The 19,931-nt window shown below is 72.8% G+C and carries 21 protein-coding genes; 6 read left to right on the plus strand and 15 right to left on the minus strand.

The window, feature by feature from the left end; all coding sequences use genetic code 11:
* Positions 1 to 123 precede the first annotated feature (123 nt).
* Complete coding sequence (locus ACNAYW_RS05490; protein ID WP_415848744.1) at positions 124 to 552, plus strand: MarR family winged helix-turn-helix transcriptional regulator; 429 nt, start codon at positions 124 to 126, stop codon at positions 550 to 552.
* A 3-nt stretch (positions 553 to 555) separates the two neighbouring features.
* Here ACNAYW_RS05490 and tsaD read toward each other — a convergent pair whose 3' ends face one another.
* Genes tsaD through ACNAYW_RS05510 form a run of 4 tightly spaced genes read right to left on the minus strand, consistent with a single transcriptional unit; the run spans position 556 to position 3,319 of the window.
* On the minus strand, positions 556 to 1,590 hold the full coding sequence (tsaD, locus tag ACNAYW_RS05495) for a tRNA (adenosine(37)-N6)-threonylcarbamoyltransferase complex transferase subunit TsaD (RefSeq protein WP_415848745.1): 1,035 nt from the start codon (positions 1,588 to 1,590) through the stop codon (positions 556 to 558).
* Complete coding sequence (gene rimI / locus ACNAYW_RS05500; protein ID WP_415848746.1) at positions 1,587 to 2,078, minus strand: ribosomal protein S18-alanine N-acetyltransferase; 492 nt, start codon at positions 2,076 to 2,078, stop codon at positions 1,587 to 1,589. The genes tsaD and rimI overlap by 4 nt, the downstream gene beginning before the upstream one ends.
* A complete protein-coding gene (gene tsaB / locus ACNAYW_RS05505; protein WP_415848747.1) occupies positions 2,050 to 2,640 on the minus strand; it encodes a tRNA (adenosine(37)-N6)-threonylcarbamoyltransferase complex dimerization subunit type 1 TsaB in 591 nt (196 codons plus the stop codon). Before tsaB ends, rimI begins: the two co-directional genes overlap by 29 nt.
* Positions 2,641 to 2,689: 49 nt before the next feature.
* Entirely contained in the window at positions 2,690 to 3,319 is a 630-nt protein-coding gene (locus ACNAYW_RS05510) for a TetR/AcrR family transcriptional regulator (protein ID WP_415848748.1), read from the minus strand.
* A gap of 79 nt (positions 3,320 to 3,398) precedes the next feature.
* On the opposite strand from ACNAYW_RS05510, the gene ACNAYW_RS05515 reads away from it, so the two are divergent.
* Complete coding sequence (locus ACNAYW_RS05515; protein ID WP_415848749.1) at positions 3,399 to 3,752, plus strand: DUF2834 domain-containing protein; 354 nt, start codon at positions 3,399 to 3,401, stop codon at positions 3,750 to 3,752.
* A complete protein-coding gene (locus ACNAYW_RS05520) occupies positions 3,749 to 4,612 on the plus strand; it encodes an alpha/beta fold hydrolase (protein WP_415848750.1) in 864 nt (287 codons plus the stop codon). The genes ACNAYW_RS05515 and ACNAYW_RS05520 overlap by 4 nt, the downstream gene beginning before the upstream one ends.
* Before the next feature lie 33 nt (positions 4,613 to 4,645).
* Here the strand turns inward: ACNAYW_RS05520 and ACNAYW_RS05525 are convergent, their stop codons facing one another.
* Positions 4,646 to 6,514, minus strand: a complete 1,869-nt coding sequence (locus ACNAYW_RS05525; protein ID WP_415848751.1) for an HNH endonuclease signature motif containing protein — start codon at positions 6,512 to 6,514, stop codon at positions 4,646 to 4,648.
* Positions 6,515 to 7,017: 503 nt separating this feature from the next.
* Between ACNAYW_RS05525 and ACNAYW_RS05530 the strand changes: the two genes are divergently transcribed.
* Positions 7,018 to 7,650 (plus strand): VOC family protein, encoded by a 633-nt coding sequence (locus tag ACNAYW_RS05530; protein WP_415848752.1) that lies wholly within the window; start codon positions 7,018 to 7,020, stop codon positions 7,648 to 7,650.
* 27 nt (positions 7,651 to 7,677) lie between these two features.
* On the opposite strand, the gene tsaE is transcribed toward ACNAYW_RS05530, so the two are convergent.
* The 10 genes from tsaE to rplM all read right to left on the minus strand — a co-directional run bounded on the left by tsaE (position 7,678) and on the right by rplM (position 16,825).
* Positions 7,678 to 8,133, minus strand: a complete 456-nt coding sequence (tsaE, locus tag ACNAYW_RS05535; RefSeq protein WP_415848753.1) for a tRNA (adenosine(37)-N6)-threonylcarbamoyltransferase complex ATPase subunit type 1 TsaE — start codon at positions 8,131 to 8,133, stop codon at positions 7,678 to 7,680.
* Positions 8,130 to 9,203 carry an alpha/beta fold hydrolase gene (locus ACNAYW_RS05540; protein ID WP_415848754.1) on the minus strand — a complete coding sequence of 358 codons (1,074 nt, stop codon included), beginning with the start codon at positions 9,201 to 9,203 and terminating at the stop codon, positions 8,130 to 8,132. Before ACNAYW_RS05540 ends, tsaE begins: the two co-directional genes overlap by 4 nt.
* On the minus strand, positions 9,200 to 10,339 hold the full coding sequence (gene alr, locus ACNAYW_RS05545) for an alanine racemase (protein ID WP_415848755.1): 1,140 nt from the start codon (positions 10,337 to 10,339) through the stop codon (positions 9,200 to 9,202). Before alr ends, ACNAYW_RS05540 begins: the two co-directional genes overlap by 4 nt.
* A 13-nt stretch (positions 10,340 to 10,352) precedes the next feature.
* Positions 10,353 to 11,585 (minus strand): NAD(P)H-hydrate dehydratase, encoded by a 1,233-nt coding sequence (locus ACNAYW_RS05550; RefSeq protein ID WP_415848756.1) that lies wholly within the window; start codon positions 11,583 to 11,585, stop codon positions 10,353 to 10,355.
* Between the two features lie 8 nt (positions 11,586 to 11,593).
* Positions 11,594 to 13,324, minus strand: a complete 1,731-nt coding sequence (locus ACNAYW_RS05555) for a hypothetical protein (protein ID WP_415848757.1) — start codon at positions 13,322 to 13,324, stop codon at positions 11,594 to 11,596.
* Positions 13,325 to 13,327: 3 nt separating this feature from the next.
* Positions 13,328 to 13,624 (minus strand): hypothetical protein, encoded by a 297-nt coding sequence (locus tag ACNAYW_RS05560; RefSeq protein WP_415848758.1) that lies wholly within the window; start codon positions 13,622 to 13,624, stop codon positions 13,328 to 13,330.
* A gap of 73 nt (positions 13,625 to 13,697) precedes the next feature.
* A complete protein-coding gene (locus ACNAYW_RS05565) occupies positions 13,698 to 14,387 on the minus strand; it encodes an HAD family hydrolase (protein ID WP_415848759.1) in 690 nt (229 codons plus the stop codon).
* Positions 14,388 to 14,445: 58 nt separating this feature from the next.
* Entirely contained in the window at positions 14,446 to 15,780 is a 1,335-nt protein-coding gene (gene glmM, locus ACNAYW_RS05570; RefSeq protein ID WP_415848760.1) for a phosphoglucosamine mutase, read from the minus strand.
* A gap of 98 nt (positions 15,781 to 15,878) precedes the next feature.
* On the minus strand, positions 15,879 to 16,379 hold the full coding sequence (rpsI, locus tag ACNAYW_RS05575; protein ID WP_415848761.1) for a 30S ribosomal protein S9: 501 nt from the start codon (positions 16,377 to 16,379) through the stop codon (positions 15,879 to 15,881).
* The gene (gene rplM / locus ACNAYW_RS05580) at positions 16,376 to 16,825 is read right to left on the minus strand and encodes a 50S ribosomal protein L13 (RefSeq protein ID WP_146485485.1); all 450 of its coding nucleotides are present in this window, start codon (positions 16,823 to 16,825) and stop codon (positions 16,376 to 16,378) included. Before rplM ends, rpsI begins: the two co-directional genes overlap by 4 nt.
* A 290-nt stretch (positions 16,826 to 17,115) precedes the next feature.
* Here rplM and ACNAYW_RS05585 point away from each other — a divergent pair, with 290 nt between their 5' ends.
* A complete protein-coding gene (locus ACNAYW_RS05585; RefSeq protein ID WP_415848762.1) occupies positions 17,116 to 18,453 on the plus strand; it encodes a hypothetical protein in 1,338 nt (445 codons plus the stop codon).
* A gap of 55 nt (positions 18,454 to 18,508) precedes the next feature.
* Positions 18,509 to 19,930 carry a hypothetical protein gene (locus ACNAYW_RS05590; RefSeq protein WP_415848763.1) on the plus strand — a complete coding sequence of 474 codons (1,422 nt, stop codon included), beginning with the start codon at positions 18,509 to 18,511 and terminating at the stop codon, positions 19,928 to 19,930.
* The last annotated feature ends 1 nt before the right edge of the window (position 19,931 follow it).

Genomic DNA, 19,931 nt, shown 5'->3' on the forward strand with positions numbered 1-19,931 from the left:
ACTGAATGTGTGTAACATACATATCGTTGAACTGTGCAACCATATGCCTCGTGTCCGCACCGTGCAACACGGACATTCCGCCGGCCTGACAGAATCGGCGGATCGATCCTCGAGGGAGGAAGCATGGACGACGCGGCGCGCCGCCTCGAGCGGGAGATCAACGCCCTCGGGCGGCACATGCGGGCGCGCCCGCGGTCGATGGAACTGCACCTCGACCGCTCCGCCTACCTCGTGCTCCTGCTCCTCGACTACGCCGGGCCGAGCACGCTCAAGGAGATCGCGCACGAGCTCGAACTCGAGCAGTCCACCGTGAACCGGCAGGTCAACAAGGCCATCGAGCACGGACTGCTCGAGGCCGACGGTGCCGTCTCCGGCCCGAAACGCATCCGCGCGACCGCGGCGGGGAGGGCGGCCTTCCAGCGCGACCGCGACGTCAAGCTGCGTGGCATCGGCTCGATCATGGCCGACCTCGAGGAGAGCGATCGCGAAGCGCTGATCTCCGGTCTCACCGCGTTGAACGCGGCCCTGGCCGCCCGCGCCGGGGAGCCCTGAGCCTCAGAGCTTGGTCAGGGTGACCGAGAGGCCCGGGTCGGTCGCGGCACCGAGGTCCGTGGGCGTGGGATCGGCGTCGATGACGTGCGCACCGAGCGCCGCGATCATGACGCCGTTGTCGGTGCACAGCCGCGGCTTGGGCACGCGCAGTTCGATGCCCGCGGCGTCGCAGCGCTCCTGCGCCAGCGAGCGGATGCGGGAGTTGGCGGTGGCGCCGCCGCCGAGCACCATCGTCTCGACGCCGACGTCCTGCGCGGCGCGGATCGCCTTGAAGGTCAACACGTCCGCGACGGCCTCCTGGAACGAGGCGGCGATGTCGGGCACGTTGAGCGCGCGGCCCGCGGCGTTCTCCGCCTCGACGTGCCGGGCGACGGCCGTCTTGAGCCCGCTGAAGGAGAAGTCGTGCCGCGCGTCCTGCTGCCGGGTCATGGCGCGCGGGAAGCGGATCGCCCGCGGGTCCCCCTGGCGCGCGAGCTCGTCGATGACGGGCCCGCCGGGGTAGCCGAGGCCGAGCAGGCGGGCCACCTTGTCGAAGGCCTCACCCGCAGCGTCGTCCACGGTGGTGCCGAGCTCGGTGATCGGGGCGCCCAGGTCGGTCACGTGCAGCAGATGCGTGTGCCCGCCGGAGACCAGCAGCGCGACGCAGGGCGGCATGGGGCCGTGCTCGAGGGTGTCGACGGCGACATGCCCGCCGAGGTGGTTGAGGCCGTAGAAGGGCACGTCCCACGCCGCCGCATAGGCTTTCGCGGCCGCGACGCCCACGAGCAGGGCGCCGGCGAGGCCGGGGCCGATGGTGACCGCGAGCGCGTCGGGCCGGTCGACGCCGGCCGCGGCGAGGGCGCGGCGCATCGTCGGGACGATGGCCTCGAGGTGCGCGCGCGAGGCGACCTCGGGCACGACGCCGCCGTAGCGGGCGTGCTCGTCCTGCGACGAGGCGACCTCGTCGGCGAGCAGTCGCGCCGTCTTCGACTCCGGATCCCAGTCGACGATGCCGACCCCGGTCTCGTCGCACGAGCTCTCGACACCCATGACGATCATCGCTGTCCCTGCGCTTCCCGCTTCATCGTGTACGCGTCCGCCCCGGACGGCCGGTAGTAGTTCTTCCGCACCCCGACGGTGGCGAATCCGTTGCGCTCGTACAGGGTCCGGGCAGCGTCGTTGTCGGTGCGTACCTCGAGGAAGACGGCGCCGCCGTGCCGGTCGGCCTCGTCGAGGAGGGTGCGCAACAGCGCGTAGCCCACTCCCCTGCCCTGGTACTCGGGATCGACGCCGATGGTGAGGACCTCGGACTCGGGGAAGAAGGTATTGCCCAGCAGGCCTATTCCGGCGTAGCCGACGAGCCTGCCGTCCGCGTTCTCGTCGCGGGCGGCGAAGAAGCGCGTGTGCCGCTCGGGCACGAACGCCGAGGCGGGCCAGGGGCTGTCGCCGGCGAAGAGGACGGTCTCGAGTTCGGCGCAGCGCTCCGCCTCGTCGGGACGCAGCGGTCCGATCGGGATGTCAGGCACGCGATGCCATTTCGACGGCATCGGGGCGGCGCAGGTACAGCGGCACGAGCGGCTGCGGCGCGGTGCCGAGCAGGTGCCGGCCGACCGCCACGAGGCTCGACGGGGTGGGCGCACCCTCGACGACGCGCGCGCCGTCGGTCTCCAGCTCGGCGGGCTTGATCACGCCGGGGCCCGCGGTGCGCACCCCGTCGACGTACCGGGCCCAGTAGACCTCCTTGCGGCGGGCGTCGGTCACCACGAGCACATCGCCGGACTCGCCGCGCGTCAGGGCGTCGGCGGCGATGGCGTCGAGGCTGCACACGCCGTGCACCTCGATCCCCAGCGCGTCGCCGAAGGCGGCGCCGGTGGCCATGCCGACCCGCAGCCCGGTGAACGGGCCGGGGCCGCAGCCGACGATGACCGCGCCCAGGTCCTCGCGGCGCAGTCCCGCCTCGGCGAGGCACTCCAGCAGGTAGGGCACGAGCACCTCGGCGTGGCCGCGTGCGTGCGTGCGGTCGCGGCGGGCGAGCACGGCGCCGGTGTCGGAGTCGACGATCCCCACCGTGAGCGCCGGCGTGGCGGTGTCCAGGGCGAGCACGTACATACCTGCAGGTTACCGCCTCGGCGTCCCAGGCCCCGAATCCGCGAGGGCCTCACTGCGGGAGCATCAGGCCGCGCACGACGCGCGCGATGACGGCGCGCATCTCGGCCAGCGCGGCGTCGGAATCGTCGGCGCGGGTGATGTACAGGGCGGATTCGTCGAGCATGCCGAGCAGCGCATGCGCGAGCGGCCGGGTCGGCTCCGCGGCGATGTGCCCCTGCTCCATCGCCGCCGCGAGCAGCGCCTCGATCACTGCCAGCCCGTACTTCTCCCCGCGGGCGCGCCAACCGTCCCAGCCGAGCACCGCGGGGGCGTCGATCATGGTGATCCGCGTGACCCCGGGGTCCGCGATGGCGGCCATGAAGGTGTCGACGGCGACGAGCATGGTGTCGACCGGCCCGAGATCCTCCGCTGCCGCCACGGCGGCCCGTCCGGCGGCCCCGATGCTCTCCTCTTCCACCGCGTCGAAGACGGCCTCGAACAGGCCGCGCTTATCGCCGAACTGGTGGTAAAGCGCGCCGCGGGTCACGCCCGCCGCCTCGACGATCGCCTGGGTGCCGACGCCGGCGTAGCCGTGGTCGGCGAACAGTCTCCGCGCCGCAGCGATCAGGGCGGCGCGGGTCGCGGCGGTGCGCTCCGCCTGTGTGCGACGGCCGGTCCGTTCCTCACCATTGACTTCCATACAGGTTGCACGTAACTTTCATACCGAGTGTTCGTAACTACGCTCCGACCTTAGCCCCCGACTCCCCGGACGGTGCACCATGCGGTGGTTCTACCTGGTCATGATGGTGATCGGCACCGTGGTGCCGTGGGCCTTCTTCGGCGGCTTCTTCGCCGCCGAGGGCCTCGACCTCCCCCTGTTCCTGACGAGCCTCTTCCCCAACGGGGCAGCCGCGGGCTTCACCGCCGACGTGCTGCTGTCGATCGTCGTCTTCCTCGTCTGGTCGGCGACGGACGCGCAGCGGGTCGGCGTCCGGCGCTGGTGGCTCGTGCTCCCCGCGACCTGCCTCGTCGGGCTGTCGCTCTCGCTCCCCCTGTACCTCTACCTGCGCGAGACCGGGGCCGACCGAGAAGCCACCGGCGCCGCGCCCGCACCGTCAGGAGTCCCCGCATGAGCCTCGCCTCGCTCCCCACCGGCACCGTCGACTTCCACGTCTACGGCCCCGAGACCTCCGACCGTCCGCCCGTGCTGTTCGTGCACGGCGCCGTCGTCGACCTGCAGCTGTGGGACCGCGTCGCGGGCGCGCTCGGCGCCGCCGGACACCGTTGCTGGTCGGTCACGTGGCCGCTGGGCTCGCACCGCATCGCCTGCCCGGACGCCGTCGCCGACGGTCCGCGTGGCGTCGCCCGGATGGTCGCCGACTTCATCGAGGACCAGGGCCTGCAGGGCTGCACACTGGTCGGCAACGACACCGGCGGCGCGATCTGCCAGTTCCTCCTGCACGAGCGGCCCGAGCTGATCGGCCGGGTGGTGCTCACCGATTGCGATGCCTTCGAGGTCTTCCCGCCGCAGCCCTTCGCGACGTTCTTCGCGCTGCTGAGCCGTCGCGCGCTGGTCCGCCCGATGATGGCGATGTTGGGCTCGACGGCGCTGCGGCACTCGCCGGTCGGCTTCGGGCTGCTCGTCACCGATCCCGACCCGGGCGTGACCTCATCCTGGGTGCGGCCGACGCAAGTGGCCGCCAAGATCCGCGCCGACCTCGCGGCGCTGCTGGCCGGGATCGATCCGTCCGACCTCGCCCGGGTCTCACCGACGATGCGCGACTTCCCCGGCCCGGTGACCCTGGTCTGGGGCACGGCCGATCGCTGCTTCACACCCGCGTTGGGCCGGCGGCTCGCCGCCGCCTTCGGGGACGACCGGCCGGGTGGTACCCGGTTCACCGAGGTCGACGGTGCCCGCACCTTCGTCTCCCTCGACGAGCCGCAGGCCGTCGTGCGGGCGGTCACCGAGATCGCCGCGCTCCCCGCGCGCTGACTCCGTCCACTGCGTGGCCGGTGAGGCGGCCGGTCAGAAGGGCGGGGGTTCGTCCGGTGGTGGGTGGTGCGCCGGGTCGCGTCCGGCGAGGACGGTGTCGAGGTGGTGTTCGACGGGGCTGGCGTGCTCGCGTTCGTCGCGTTCCCGGGTGAGGGCGTCGAGATGCGCGGCGCGGAGTCGTTCGCGCCGGTCGTGTTCCTTCTGCAGGCGGGTGGGTCCGCGGGGTGCGGGCACCTTCCGTTGCACCGTGACCGCGGGTGTGGTCCAGGTGATGCGGGTGAGGTCGGGGAACAGGCCGAGGATGGTGCGGGTGGGGTCGACGATGATGCGTTCGCCGGTGGGGCCGATCCAGAGGATGCGGCCGTCGGGGAGGTGGGCGTCGGTCCACAGGCCGGCGGTCTTGAGCTGGTGGTGCGGCACGCAGAGGGGTTGGCCGTTGCGGGCGGTGGTGGCGCCGCCGCGGGTGGGGTCGCGGTGGTCGTACTCGCGGGCGTGGTCGAGTTGGCAGCGGGAGGCCGGGCGGGTGCAGAGCGGGAACACGCACCGCGGGTACAGGAGTGCGAGGTAGCGGGTGAGGTCGGCGGAGAAGCGGTATCCGCTGCTGCCCTGCGCGATCACCAGCGCCCGCGGGCTCACCGCGCTGGGCGCCGACGAAACCGCTGGCGTGATGGAAGCTGCTGACGCGGCTGAGGCCGCTGGCGTGGCGCGGTTCTGGTCGACTGCGGGCAGAGCTGTCCCCTGAACCTCGATCGCGGGTTCGCCGACCTCCCCATTCGAATCACGTTCTGTACGCTGCACTTCCGATTCACATGGAGGCGCCGGATCATGCACCTCGGATCCGGATGCGGGCGCGGCCTCCTTGGACTGGGGTGCGTCGTCCGACACGAACTCGGGGCCGTCGATCACGGCGAGGTCCGCGTGGCAGCAGCGGGCGGCGAGCAGGATCCCGGCGGGCTCACGGTGGGCGAGGTCGATACCGGTCGCGCGGAACCACGCCGACCGCGGTTGCCGGGGCGCAGGGCCGGCCGCGGGTTCGCGACCGACCGGCACCGGCACCGGCATGACATCGGCGTCGTGCGGTGCGGCGTCGTCCTCGTCGGCATCGCTCTTGTCGGCATCGCCCTCGTCGAGGACGCTCCACTCGGTGGCGCTCGACTCGGTGGCGCTCGACTCTGCTTTAGCGTGTTCCGCCGCAGCGTGTTCCGCCGCAGCGTGTTCCGTCCCAGCGGGCTCCGGGTCGGCGGGCTGGGCGGTGTCGGGGAGTTCGTCGCCGAAGGGACGGAGCACTGCTTCGCCGCGGGCGGCGAGGTCGCGGGCGTGCTGCGCGGTGACCGGGCCGTGCCCGATCAGGAACCCCGCATCCGCGTCGCCCGGATCGGTGAGGGTCTTCTCGTTGACCACCACCTGGATCAGGGTGCGGTACCGGATCACCACCCGCACGCCCTCGTCGTCGGTGTCGTCGCCGACCGCGCGGGCCTCCCGCCACGGACAGCCCGGCACCGCGCACCAGCACCCCAGCGTCGCGTAACCGCGGGCCAGCATCATCAACCCGTCCGCCCGCCGCTGCGGCACCGTCCGCGGATCCGATTCGCACACCGTGCCGGCGATCTCATCGACCCGCACCCCGAGCTCGAGGCCCTCGTGCGCGGTCAGCAGCGCGTACGCCGCGGCCATCCCGTCCTCCGCCGGACGGAAGGTCACCCGACGATCCTCCTCCGCCATCCGCCGCCGACGCTCCGCCGCCACCGGATCGATCTCGTACACCAGATGATCCGCCGCCTCCCGCAGCGCCGGCACCGACACCAACGCCAGCGGATCCGCGGTGAGCAGTTCCCCCAGCCGCTCGTCGAACTCGATCGCCTGCCCACCGGTCAACGCCCGCGCGCGACTGAGTGCCTCCATCCCGCCCCGCGGGGAGAGCACGTTCCGCCCGATCAGCCCGAAACACCCGCGGCAGGCGTTCGACGAAACCCACCGCCTGTTCGATCACCGTCTCCGTCGCCGACGGCCCGATCCGTAGCGCCACCGAGATCTCCGCCTTCACCGCCTCGTAGGCCAGCGACAGCTCCCGCCGCACCGCGTAGAAATCGGCACCACCGATCGGATCCGACGACAGGAACGCCGACTCCCGCTCCCCGTACCGATCCCGGAACAGCGCATACACCGACGACACCGTCCGGCAGAACGCGACGTTCTCGCACCGTCGCTGCTCCAGCAGCACCGCCCCCAGCGCCCCGGAACCCGCGGCACCGTCGGCCAACCCCGCAGGCACCAGGGCCTCCGGGAGGTTCGCCAACGCGCCGGATCCGTCCATACCTCCATCGTACTCCTGTTCGATGGTATCGCAAGAGCCGAACATGATGGGAACTCTCGACCTCGTCGGTGTCGGAGCGCACCATGGAGTCATGAGCGAGAACACCGAAACCCCTCCCGACTGGGCGCCGCTCGTCCGCGGCCTGCACACCCGGTTCCGCACCCGCGACTTCACTGCCGGCCTCGAGCTGGTCACCGCGTTCGCCGCCGAGGCCGAGGCCGCCAATCACCACCCGGACCTCACGCTGCGGTACGGCACAGTCGACGTGCTGCTCTACAGCCACGACGCCGGCGGTGTCACGGACCGAGACCGGAAGCTCGCCGCGCGGTTCTCCGAGATCGCCCGCGAGCGGGAGGTCGGCGCCCACCCCGGCGAATCGTCGGTCGTCGAGCTCGGCCTCGACACGGCCGACGCCGCCGAGATCGCGCCGTTCTGGTCCGCGGTGCTCGGCGCCGAGGTGCAGGACGACGACGGCGACCTCGAGGTCCGCGCCCACGGGGCCGACGCGATCCTGTGGTTCCAGCGCACCGAACCCCACGAGGCGCCGCGGCAGCGCTTCCACCTCGACGTCTGGGTCGATCCGCGGGAGGCCCGCGGCCGTATCGACGCCGCGGTCGCGGCGGGCGGTCGCCTCGTCTCGGACGCGCACGCGCCGAGCTTCTGGGTGCTCGCGGACGCGCAGGGCAATCACGCCTGCATCTGCACCGTGGCCGGCCGGCCCTGAGTCGACACCCCGAGCCGACCGCGGGCGTCAGGCCCCGCCGACCCACTCCCAGGTGACGGTGCGGACGTCGGTGCCCTCGGCCCGCCGCAGGCGGACCATGAGGTGCCGGTCGGCGAGGCGTTCGGCCACGCCCTCGCCCCACTCCACGACGACGACGCAGTCCTCGAGATCGGTGTCGAGGTCGAGGGCGTCCAGCTCGTCGAGGCCGCCGAGCCGGTAGGCGTCCACGTGCACGAGCCCCGGACCGCCCGGCGACCCCGGCCGGTGCTCGCGGGCGATGATGAAGGTGGGCGAGGAGACGCGCCCGGCCACGCCCAGACCGGCCGCGATCCCGCGAGTCAGTGCGGTCTTGCCCGCACCGAGCGGGCCGTCGAGGATCACCAGATCGCCTGCCGTCAGCTGCGCGGCGAGCTCCCGGCCGAGGGCCTCGGTGTCCTCGACCTCCGGCAGGACGCGCTCGCCCCCGGTCGGCGCGCCGCTCATGCGGGCACCGCCCGCGCCACGAGGTCGGCGATCGCCCGGGCCACCCGCGGGGCCGACTCCAGGATGAGCATGTGCCCCGTGTCGGCGAGCACGATGAGTTCGGAGTCGAGCTCCTCGGCGAGTGCCTTCGACTTGCGCAGCGGCGTCATCCAGTCGTGGTCGCCGCACACGACCGACGTCACGATGCGGCGCAGCACCGGCAGAGCGGCGCGCTCGTCGTAGTCCTCCAGCGCGGGCATGAAACCCGCGTAGGTGCCGAGCGGCGCCGACAGGCTCATGGTCGACGAGAACTCGGTCATCGTGGCGCTGCGGTCGCCGGGCGCGTAGGCGCCCGCGGTGACGAACGGCGTCGCGATCGGTGTGATCATCTCGCGGCCGCGGCCCACGACCGAGGGCAGGAACCGGATCGCGGCGCGGACCACGTCGAGCACCGGATTGCGCAGCGCGGCCGCCAGTCCCACGTCGGTGAGGGCGTGGGAGGCGGTCCCCAGCAGCGAGGCGCCGACGACCCGCGGGCCGATCAGCTCGGGGTGCCCGGTGGCCAGCGCGCAGATCGCCATGCCGCCCATCGAATGCCCGACCAGCACCACCGGCCCCGTCGGGATCAGGGTGCGGATGACGGTGGCGATGTCGTCGCCCAGCAGGCCGACGGTGCTCTGCTCGGGAGAGCACGCACCGGAATCCCCGTGGCCTCGGCAGTCGGGGAAGACCATGCGCACGTCGTCTCCCCAGCGCGCCTGCAGCTCGTTCCGCACCAGGACCCATGAGGCGGTCCGCAGCGTGAAGCCGTGCACGAAGAGCACCGTCACCGGGGCGTCGCGCGGGCCGACCTCGCGGACGTGGAGCGGCACCCCGTCAGCGCTCATCACGATCGATTCGCGGTCGGACCGGAACACCAGGTCGGCGGGCGCGACGGGATCGTCGCCCGCGCCCCGGACGCCGAGAACCCTTGCCGCGGCGGCGATCCCCGTCAACGTCGCCACGGCGACGCCCGTACCGAGACCCGCCAGCAGCGCCGGTCCGGGCAGGCGCTCGGGGATGTGGACACGGCCGCGCTTCTCGTCGTTCACTGCTCCCCCGGGTACGTCCGAACGGCGCGCCCACGCACGCCGGTGAGGACCTCGTAGTCGATGGTGCCGAGCCGCTCCGCCCAGTCGGAGGCGCGGTCCGCGCCGGGCGCGTCGCCGAAGAGCACGGCGGTGTCGCCCTCGGACACCCCGCCACCGTCGGGGCCGAGGTCGATCACGCTCTGGTCCATGCAGACCCGCCCGACCTGCGGGAACCGCCGGCCGCCGATCGCCACCTCGATCCGGCCGCTGAGCGGCCGCCACACACCGTCGGCGTACCCCGCGGGGATCAGCCCCACCACGGTGTCGCGCGGTGCGATCCAGCTGTGCCCGTAGCTGACGCCGTCGCCCGCGCGGATCCGCTTGATCAGGATCACCGGCGCCGCGAAGGTCATCACCTGCCGCAGCCCGAAGTCCCTGCCGGGCACCGGGATCCCGCCGTACAGGGCGATGCCCGGGCGCACCAGGTCGAAGTGCAGGTCGGGCCGGGTGAGCGCGGCGGCCGAGTTCGCCGCGTGCACCCGAGTGGGCGCGAGGCCGTGCGCCCGGGCGTCGGCGACGGTGGCGGCGAGCGCATCGCGCTGCACGTCCAGGAACGGATGCTCGGGTTCGTCGCCGTGCGCGAGGTGGGTGAACACGCCCTGGAGGTGGACGTGGCCGGCGCGCTCCGCGTCCACCAGGGCGTCGCGCACCGCGACCCATTCGGCGGCGGAGACGCCATTGCGGTTCAGGCCCGTGTCGACCTTGACGTGCACCACGGCGGGCCGGCCGACGGCCCGCGCCGCGGCCACGACGGCGGCCAGCTGGCGCGGCGAGCTCACGCCCAGCCGGACGTCGGCGTCGATGGCGCGCTCGTACCCGCTCGTGCTGAGCCAGCTCAGCAGGGGGACGGTGACGCCGCCCTCACGGAGAGCCACGGCCTCGTCGACGGTGGTCACGCCGATCTCGGTGGCGCCGCCGGCGAGGACCGCGCCGGCGACGGGCAGCGCGCCGTGGCCGTAGGCGTCGGCCTTGAGCACCGCCATCGTCGCGGCGCTCGGCGCGTGCTCGGCGACGATCCGCGTGTTGTGCGCGACCGCGCCCAGGTCGATCTGCGCGGTGAGGCGCTCCAGGCCGGACGCGGGAATCGATGTCTTCATGGCGCTGCTCAGCCTAGCCGCGCAGCACGTCGCGCAGGACGCCCGGCACCGCGGCGCTGATCGCCGCGGCGTGCGTCGGGGCGCCGTCGGCGGCGCGGGCCGCGGCCAGGCCGTGCACCCGCGCGGCGCAGGCGGCCGCGTCGAGCGGGGCCAGGCCCGAGCCGAGGAGCTTGCCGACGATGCCGGTGAGCACGTCGCCCGAGCCGGGCGTGGCGGCCCACGCGGAGCCCGCGGTGTCGGCCACGGCGGTGCCGTCGGGCGCCGCGATCACCGTGACGTGCCCCTTGAGCAGCACCGTCGCGTCGAGCTCCCGGGCCGCCTCGCGCACGGCCGCGATCCGGTCGTTCCCCACCGGTCCCACGAGTCGGGCGAACTCCCCGGCGTGCGGCGTGAGCACCGTCGGCGCGGTGCGGCCGGCCAGCAGGCCCGGGTGCTCGGCCAGCAGGGTCAGCGCGTCGGCGTCGAGCACCGTCGGGAGGTCCTGGTCGAGGACGCGGGCCAGACGGTCCGCGGCGGCACCGTCGACCCCCATGCCCGGGCCGGCGGCCCACGCCTGGACCCGCCCGGCGTCCGCGACGCCGTCGCTCGCGACCGCCTCGGGCCAGGCGGCGAGCACCGCGGCGCGGGCGGTGCCGGCGTACCGGACCATGCCGGACGTCGCGCGGATCGCCGCGCCCGTCGCCAGTACCGCGGCGCCCGGGTAGGCGTCGCCGCCGGCCACGACGCCGAGCACGCCGAGGCTGTACTTGTCGTCGCCCGGGCCGGGGACGGGCCAGCGCGCGGCCACGTCGGCATCGGCGTAGGCGCGCAGCTCGCCCGCATCGAGCGTGAGGCCGATGTCGATGAGCTCGACGCGGCCGCAGTGAGCGGGCGCGAGCGCGTGCACGGGCTTGAGCGCGCCGAAGGCGACGGTGACCGCGGCGGCGACCGCCGGGCCGTGGACGACGCCGGTGCGCACGTCGACGCCCGACGGGGTGTCAGCCGCCACGATCGGCGCGCTGATCCCGGCGACGAGGTCCGCGGCCTCGGGGCGGAGCGCACCCCGCGCGCTGATCCCGACGATGCCGTCGACCACGAGGTCGGGGCGCGTCGGCGCCGCGACGATCCGCCCGCCCGCGCGCCGCAGCGCCCGGAGCCCGGCGGCGTGGGCGCGGTCGGGCGCGAGCAGCACCGCCTCGACCGCGACGCCGCGGCGGCGGAGGACCGCGCGGGCGTGGTCCTCGGGGCAGGGGTCGGTGCTGCTCACCGTGTCTCCTAACTCCCGCTGACCGCGAACTCTGCACCGGTGCCCTGGTCCGCGGATTCGCCGGGCGGGCACGGCTCGCCCGCGGGCGCCGGGTCCTGCGCGCCGGTGGTCGAGGGCTTGGCCGGGGCGGCCGGCGCGGTGGGCACGACGGGCGCGACGGTGCTCGGGGCGACCGACGGGGTCGCGCCGCCGCCGGTCGACGGGGCCGTGCCGTCACCGCTCGACGGAGTCGCGCCGGACGGGGACGCGGGCACGGGTGCGATTCCGGTGTCGTTCTGCGTCGTGGGCTTCACCTCGACCGGTTTCGCGTCGCCCGCTCCACCAGTACCGTCCTGGCCCTTGCCACCGGCACCGGCGCCGTCCTTGCCCACTCCGTCCTTGCCTACACCGTCCTTGCCATCGACGGCGAGCTTGCCGTCCTCGCCGACCGTGAGCGTGACCTTCTCCGTGGTGCCGTCCGGCTTCTTCGCCGTGACCTCGACGGTCTTGCCGTCGGGGCTCAGCGTGGCGGTGACGGTGCGGCCGAGGGCGTCGACGCCCAGCACCTTCTCGCCCTTGCCGTTCTTCGCGTCCGCGGCGCCCTTCTCGTCCTTGTCGCCGGTCTTGTCCGCGGACCTGTCGGCGCTCTTCTCCCCGTTCTTGTCCCCACTCTTGTCCCCCAGGCGCAGCTGCTCGGCGATCTTCGGGAGCAGCTGCGAGAGCCAGGACGGCGTGCCGCTTCCCGCGCCCGTGCCGGTGCCCGTGCTCGGTGTCGCGATCGAGGGGGTGGTGCTCGCGCCGTTCGTGGTGGCGGGCGTCGTGGAGCCGGTCGACGTCGGGCTGGTGCTGGACGGACTCGCGCTGGACGGGGTCGCGCTGGTCGGGCTGGAGGACGTCGGGCTCGCGCTGGACGGGCTCATGGAACTCGGGGACGTGCTGGACGGCGACGACGTGGTGGGCGACCCGGTGCCGCCGCCCCCACCGCCTCCGCTGGTGACCGGCGACGCAGTGGTCGGGCTCGTCGGGGTCTGCGTGGTGGTCGCCGTGATCGTGCCGAACGACGGTGCCGGGAACGCCGAGGCGTCGATGCCCTTCGCCGCAGCGGGCACCGCCGCGTAGGCGGCCTGGACGGCGGAGACCGCGGCCGCGACGACCTGATCGAAGCGGGCCAGGTCCTTCGCCAGCTGGGCCTCGAACCGCTGCACCGTCTCCTCCGTCGCGTTCGCGCTCGTGATGGTCCCGGCGGGGTTCGCGACGGCGACGACCAGTCCGCCCACGATCTTGGCGGCGTTCCAGTAACCGACGTCGCCGAGGCCGAACGCCTCCTTGTCGAACTCGCTGAGGTCGGAGACCTTCGTCGCGACGGCGGCCACCACGGCGTCGGGCACGGCCTCGGCCGCGGTGGCGGTCCGCTCCAGGGTCGTGGCCACCGGCTCGCTCCGGGTGTGGTGGGCGTCCAGCGTGGCCACGGCCTGTGCACCCGCGTTGTCGGGCCACGCCGTCCGCACGGTGGCCTTCGCCGTGGCCTGGTCCGTCACGGCCTGCCGGGCCGCCGTCGCCTGCTGCCGCAGCATGACCGCATCGCCCCGCAGCGACGCGAGGTCGATGCCGCGCTCGTTGTCGTAGTTCCGGCACACGTGGTCCCGCCAGTCGGGCCACTGCTTGCTCGAGATCCGCTTCGCCAGGTCGAGCATCTCCCGGAAGTACTGCAGGCAGCTCGCACCCCCGTCGAGCATCTGATCGACGGTCTGCTCCGCCACGGATCAGGCCCCGGTGACCGCGGCGGCGCCGCCGTCGTCGGTGGTCCTGTGCGCCGACGCGGAGGTGGTCAGGCCGGTACCGCAGGCGCGCGCACCGACCTGCCAGGCGTCGACGCCCTGCGCGATGCCCTGCAGCGCGGCGGCGTAGGCGGCACCGTCGGACGGGTACTTCCGGCCGAAGTCACCGGCCTCCGCGGTGAAACCGCGGATCCGGCCCGCGGCGGTCCCGAGATGGTCGGCCACCGTCGAATAGCTGCCCCCGGCCCTCGATACGGCGGCCGGATCGATCTTCGTGCCCATGCGATCCCCCTCGCTCACACGTCCCCTTACTCATTGGACGCACCAGCCGGTGGATCGGTTCCCGCGAACCGCGTCAGATCGCGCCGGCGGACCGCACCGCTGCGAGCAGCCCGTCCGGGCGGGCGGCGACGGGGAGCGGTTCGACCTGCGCGAAGCCGCAGCCGATGTCGCGGGAGGCGCCGTCGGCCTCGGCGCTGTCGCCGACCATGAGCACCTTCTCCGGGGGCAGGCCCAAGGCGGCAGTGGCGGCGCGGAAGACCGCGAGGTCGGGCTTGGCGTGGCCCACCTCGAAGGAGAGCACGAACTCGTCGACGAGGCCGGCGATGCCCTCGCGCTCGAACGCGGGGCGGATGTCGTAGCCGATGTTGGAGAGCACGCCCACCTTCAGGCCGGCGTCGCGCGCAGCGCGGAGCACGGCGGCGGTGTCGGCGTAGACCGTCCAGTTCAGCGGGTTCGAGAACTCGCCGTAGAGCCGTTCCCGCTCGCTCGCGTCGGCGACGCCGGAGTGCTCGAGGACGTGCAGGTAGGCGCCGCGGTGATCGGCGGAGGAGAGGTCGCGCGCGTGCCAGGTGCGCAGCGCCGCGCCCTCCATCGGCACCGGGAGGCCGACGGGCACCGTCATCCGGTGCAGGAGTTCGCGCTGGGCGGCGTCGTCGAGGACGCGGCCCCGGTCGTCGGTGAGCCCCGCGAACCATGCCGGGTCGGGCTCCAGTCGGAACAGCGTCCCCGAGAAGTCGAACAACACACCCTCGTAACCGGTCATACCCACACGCTACCGGCTATGAAAACGTTTCGACAAGGAACTCCGGGAACGGCGTCGTTCAGGAGATCAGACCCGCGAGCCGCTCGGCGGTGCCGCGGGCGACCTCCTCGGTGGGCGCCTCGACCATGACGCGGACCAGCGGCTCCGTGCCGGACGGGCGCAGCAGGATGCGGCCGGCCTCGCCGAGCGCGGCCTCCTCCGCGGCCAGCGCGGCGACCAGGTCCGACGAGGCCATCGCCGCGGCCTTGTCGATCACGCGCACGTTCACCAGCACCTGCGGCAGCACCGTGAGCACCGACGCCAGCTCGGCGAGCGACGAGCCTGTCTGCGCCATCCGCTCCATGATCTTGAGCCCGGTGAGCACCCCGTCGCCCGTGGTGCCGAGCGCGGGCAGCACGATGTGCCCGGACTGCTCGCCGCCCAGGGCGTAGCCGCCGGTGCGCAGCTCCTCGAGCACGTACCGGTCGCCCACCGCGGCGGTCCGCAGCGTGATGCCCGCGGCCTTCATCGCGAGGTGCAGACCGAGGTTGCTCATCACCGTGGCGACCAGCGTGTGATCGGTGAGCTCGCCCGCCTCGTCCATCGCGATGGCGAGGATCGCCATGATGGCGTCGCCGTCGACCGTCCGCCCGGCGGCGTCGATGGCGAGGCAGCGGTCGGCGTCACCGTCGTGCCCGATCCCCAGGTCGGCCTCGTGCGCGAGGACCGCCGCCCGCAGGCCCTCCAGGTGCGTCGAGCCGCAGTCACGGTTGATGTTGAGGCCGTCGGGGGCGTCGTGAATGGCGATCACCTCGGCGCCCGCGTCGCGGTAGGCCTTCGCGGCCACCGTCGAGGCGGCGCCGTTGGCGGCGTCGACGACCACCTTCAGGCCCGCGAGGGAGACGTGCACCGCGGACTCCAGGTGCGCCACGTACCGGTCGACGGCGTCGAAGGCGCGCTTGACCCGGCCGATCGCGGCCCCCGTCGGGCGCGGCGGGGCGGGGTCGTCGAGGGCCGACTCGATGGCGTCCTCCTGCGCGTCCTCCAGCTTGTGCCCACCGCGGGCGAAGAACTTGATGCCGTTGTCCGGCATGGGGTTGTGCGAGGCGGAGATCATCACGCCGAGCGCGGCGTCGTACTCGGCCACCAGGTGCGCGACGGCCGGCGTGGGCATGACGCCGACGAGCAGCACGTCGACGCCAGCGCTGGTCAGACCCGCGGAGACGGCCGCGGAGAGCATCTCCGACGATGCCCTCGGGTCCCAGCCGACCACGGCGAAGGGCCTGGTCCGGCCCTCGAGGTCGTGCGCTCCGAGCACGGCCGCCGCGGCCGCGGACAGCCGCAGCGCCAGATCGGCGGTCAGATCCTTGTTGGCCAGGCCGCGCACACCGTCGGTCCCGAACAGACGCCCCATGGGTCATACCTCGCAGGTCAGAAGAGGAGAAGGGTGGAAACGAGACCAGGGCAGGCGCCCGCACGGATGCGGGTGCCTGCCCTGGTGAAAGCCAGCAATCAGCGCTTGCTGTACTGCGAAGCCTTGCGGGCCTTCTTCAGGCCGTACTTCTTGCGCTCGACGGCACGCGGGTCACGCGTGAGGAAGCCGGCGCGCTTGAGCGCGGGGCGATCCTCGGGCGAGACCTCGATCAGCGCGCGGGCGATGGCGAGGCGCAGCGCGCCCGCCTGGCCCGACGGGCCGCCACCGCTGAGGTTGGCGGCGATGTCGAAGGACTCGAGGCGCTCGACGGTGTTGAGCGGGTCCTTCACCAGCTGCTGGTGCAGCTTGTTGGGGAAGTAGTCCTCGATGGTGCGGCCGTTCAGCACGAAGTTGCCGGTGCCGGCGGTCAGGCGCACGCGGACCACGGCCTCCTTGCGGCGGCCGACGGTCTGGATGGGGCGCTCGATGACGACCGGGCCACGGGGGGCGCGGGTCTCGGTCGAGGCCTCAGGGGTCTCGGAGGTGTACTCGTTCGGAACGACCTCGGCGGACTCGTTGTTCTCGATCGTGTCGCTCACTGCTGCGCCACCTGCTTGATCTCGTAGGGAACCGGCTGCTGCGCGGTGTGGGGGTGGTTCGGGCCGGCGTAGACCTTCAGCTTGCCGCCGATGGCGCTGCCCAGCTTGTTCTTCGGGATCATGCCGAGAACAGCCTTCTGCACCACGCGCTCCGGGTTCTTGGAGCCGAGCACCTCACCGATCGAGCGCGAGCTCAGGCCGCCCGGGAAGCCCGAGTGACGGTAGTGCCGCTTGTCGGTGAGCTTGGCGCCCGAGAGGGCGACCTTCTCAGCGTTGATGATGATGACGTAGTCGCCGCTGTCCACGTTGGGGGCGTAGGTCGGCTTGTGCTTGCCGCGCAGCAGGTTGGCAGCTGCGACGGCGAGGCGGCCGAGCACCACGTCGGATGCGTCGATGACGTGCCACTGGTGGGTCACGTCACCCGCCTTCGGGGTGTAAGTAGGCACAGGAGATCCTCTGCTCGATGGTTCGGTGCCGGTCCATGCGTGACGAAGGCACTCCCGGCGACCAACGGAGACCCGGGACCCGACTCCGCATCACCCTCGATCTTCCGATCAGAGGGCAGCACGGCGCCACACACCAGCGGACCAGAGTACGCGGGTGCCCCGCCGCAGGTCAAAACGGGCGCGTCCGGATGCCCGGGCCGCCCGCCCGGCCCGACGGTGCCGCACCTCAGGGTCCGGTAGGGGGCTTTCCCGGATGTGGCGGGGCACCGTCGGGAAATAGCTTCGACGACATGACCACTCCGACCGTGGCGGCGCCCGCCGCGCCCGCGACCGACGCCCCGCCCCCGCGCTGGACCACCGCCCAGCTGATCGGCTTCCGCCTGCTCTTCACCCTGGGCGGCGGCCTGATGATCCTGTCCGTCTTCGGCTGCCTGCAGTTCGCGCCCGTCATGTCCGTGGTGCAGGAGCCGTTCGCGCGACTCGGCGCACTCGTCACCGGCACCGCGCTGGAGCTCCCCGAGTTGAGTACCTCGGGCGATTCGATGGGCATCTGGCAGTACCACATCGGGTGGGCCGTCGTGGCGGTCGTCATCACCGCCGTCTGGACGGTCCTGGACCGGCGCCGCGGCGACTACCGCAGCCTCGGCGGGCTGCTGTGGCAGGTGGGTCGCATCGCACTGGCGAGCGGCATGATCTTCTACGGCCTGGGCAAGGCGATCCCCACCCAGATGGGATACATGCAGCTGCCGACGTACGCGTTGCAGCCCGCGGGCGACATCAGCCGGATGAACATGCTGTGGGGCTTCATGGGCGCCTCCGACGGCTATTCGATCGTCACGGGCCTCGTCGAGCTGGTCTCGGGCATCCTGCTGCTCTCGCGCCGCACGTGGATCCTGGGCGCGCTCGGCTCGATCGTCTCCATGGTGCAGGTGCTGCTCATGGACAGCTTCTACAACGTGCCGGTGAAGTTCCTCTGCTTCGAGTTCCTGGTGATCGCGATCGGCCTCCTCGCGCCGCAGTGGCTGAACCTCATCCGCGCGGGCTTCGGCCGCGCGACGGGACCGATGCCCGCGATCTGGCCCGCCGCGGGCGCCGACCGCACCTGGCTGCGCCGCACCGGGAAGACCGCCGCGGCGCTCGCCCTGATCGCCATCACGGGGGTCGGCCTCGCGGCCGGGATCATGGTGAAGTCCGCGCTCTCGGAGACACGCGGCGACATCGACGGCACCTGGCACGCGACGTCCTTCCGGGTCGACGGTCGCGAGGCCGCCCTCGCCACCGACCCGGCGTGGATCAACGTCGCCATCACCTACCGCGGCCGCGGGATCTGGGAGGCCGCCGGCGAGTCGTACAACTCCTTCGTCACGCAGGACTCCACCGCGCGGGTCACGCCCTGGCTCCTCGACGTCAGCGACACCGCGCTGACCATCAAGGCTCGCAAGTCCGGCCCGGAGACGGTGCTGCAGTACACGCAGCCGGACCGGGACCGCCTGTCGATCACCGGACGGGTCGACGGCCGCGAGATCGTGGCCGCCTACGAGCGACGCCCGATGAAGCGCGACTCCGAGCCGCTGCGGTTCACCCACCCCATGCCGGACACGGACGCACCGAGCCTCGACTTCCCCTGAGCCCCCGTTACATCTGTCACTAGGAGTGATCGTGAGCCGGACTTACGATGACGGCATGAGCGCACCCCAGAGCCCCCTGGACCAGTCCGCACCGTCGAACCACCCCGGGCCGGGGGTGCCGCCCCTGCCCGTTCCCCCGGTCGGCCCGCCCGCCGGGCCGCCGGCGCCGGAGCCCGTGTGGTCGAGCGCGCAGAAGCTGGCGTTCCGGCTGCTGTTCGTGCTCGGCGGGGGCATCCTGCTGTTCTCCGTGTACGGCAACGCCGGACTCGCCGTCGTGTGGAAGCTCACCGGCATCTGGTGGCTGCTCGCGCAGATCGGCAGCTACGTCAGCCGCGGCGAGGGCGTCGACATCGTGATCTCCGGCGGCGGCGACAACATGTGGCAGTGGTGCATGCACCTCGGCTGGATCGTCGTGGGCCTGGTGATCGTGGCGGTGTGGACGGCGCTCGACCGGAACCGCCCGAACTACCGCTCACTGCTGGGGCTGCTCGGTGTGTTCGCGCGGTTCGCGCTGGCGCTGTCGATGCTGTTCTACGGCATCGCCAAGGTGCTCCCCACGCAGATGGGCTTCATGGCGCTGCCCGCGAACCAGCTGCAGCTCACGGGCGACACCAGCCTGTTCACCACGCTGTGGGGCTTCATGGGCGCGTCGATCCCCTACATGGTGGTCACCGGCCTCATCGAGCTGACGGCGGGCGTGCTGCTGCTCTGGCGGCGCACGGCGATCCTGGGATCGCTCCTCGCGATCGTCGCGATGGGGCAGGTGTTCCTGCTCAACCTGTTCTACGACGTGCCCGTGAAGATCATCGCGGGCGAGCTGCTGCTCATCGCGATCGCGCTCACCGTGCCGTACGCGCCGAACCTGTTGCGGGCGGCGCTCAATCGCCCGGCGCCCACGCCGGTGCCGCCGCTCCCCGTCGCGGGCGCGAGCCGCTCGTGGGTCCGGATCACGGGGCAGGTCCTCAAGTTCGGCGTCGCCGGGCTCCTGATGATGGTGCTCACCGCGAGCGGCGCGCTCATGACCTACGTGATCCACACGCCGCGCTCGGCCCTCGACGGCGTGTGGCGCGCCACGTCCTTCACCATCGACGGTGCGCCCGCCGGGCTCGCGCAGCGCGGCCCCGCGCCGTGGTCGAACGTGGCGATCACCCTGCGCGGCAGCGACTCCAACGCGGCGCTGAAGCAGCTCGGCTCGGCGTACGACAGCGTCGTGACGCAGGAGCCCGCCGGCTACACCACCTCGTGGCTGCTCGAGGTGGAGGGCGACGTGCTCGAGTTGCGCAAGAAGGAGGACGACGCTCCCCTGCGCGTGACCGCGCGCGTCGACGGCGACCGGCTGCGGCTGAGCGGCACGGTGGACGGCAAACGCATCGAGGGCGTCTACGAACGCCGATCCATGGAGCGGGACCGGTCGCACTTCCGGCTCGTCCAGCCCGACGACCCCGGTACCGCAGCACCCGAACGAGGAGGTTCCTGAC

Origin of the sequence: Tsukamurella ocularis, assembly GCF_965138335.1 — a bacterium.
GTDB lineage: Bacteria > Actinomycetota > Actinomycetes > Mycobacteriales > Mycobacteriaceae > Tsukamurella > Tsukamurella ocularis_A.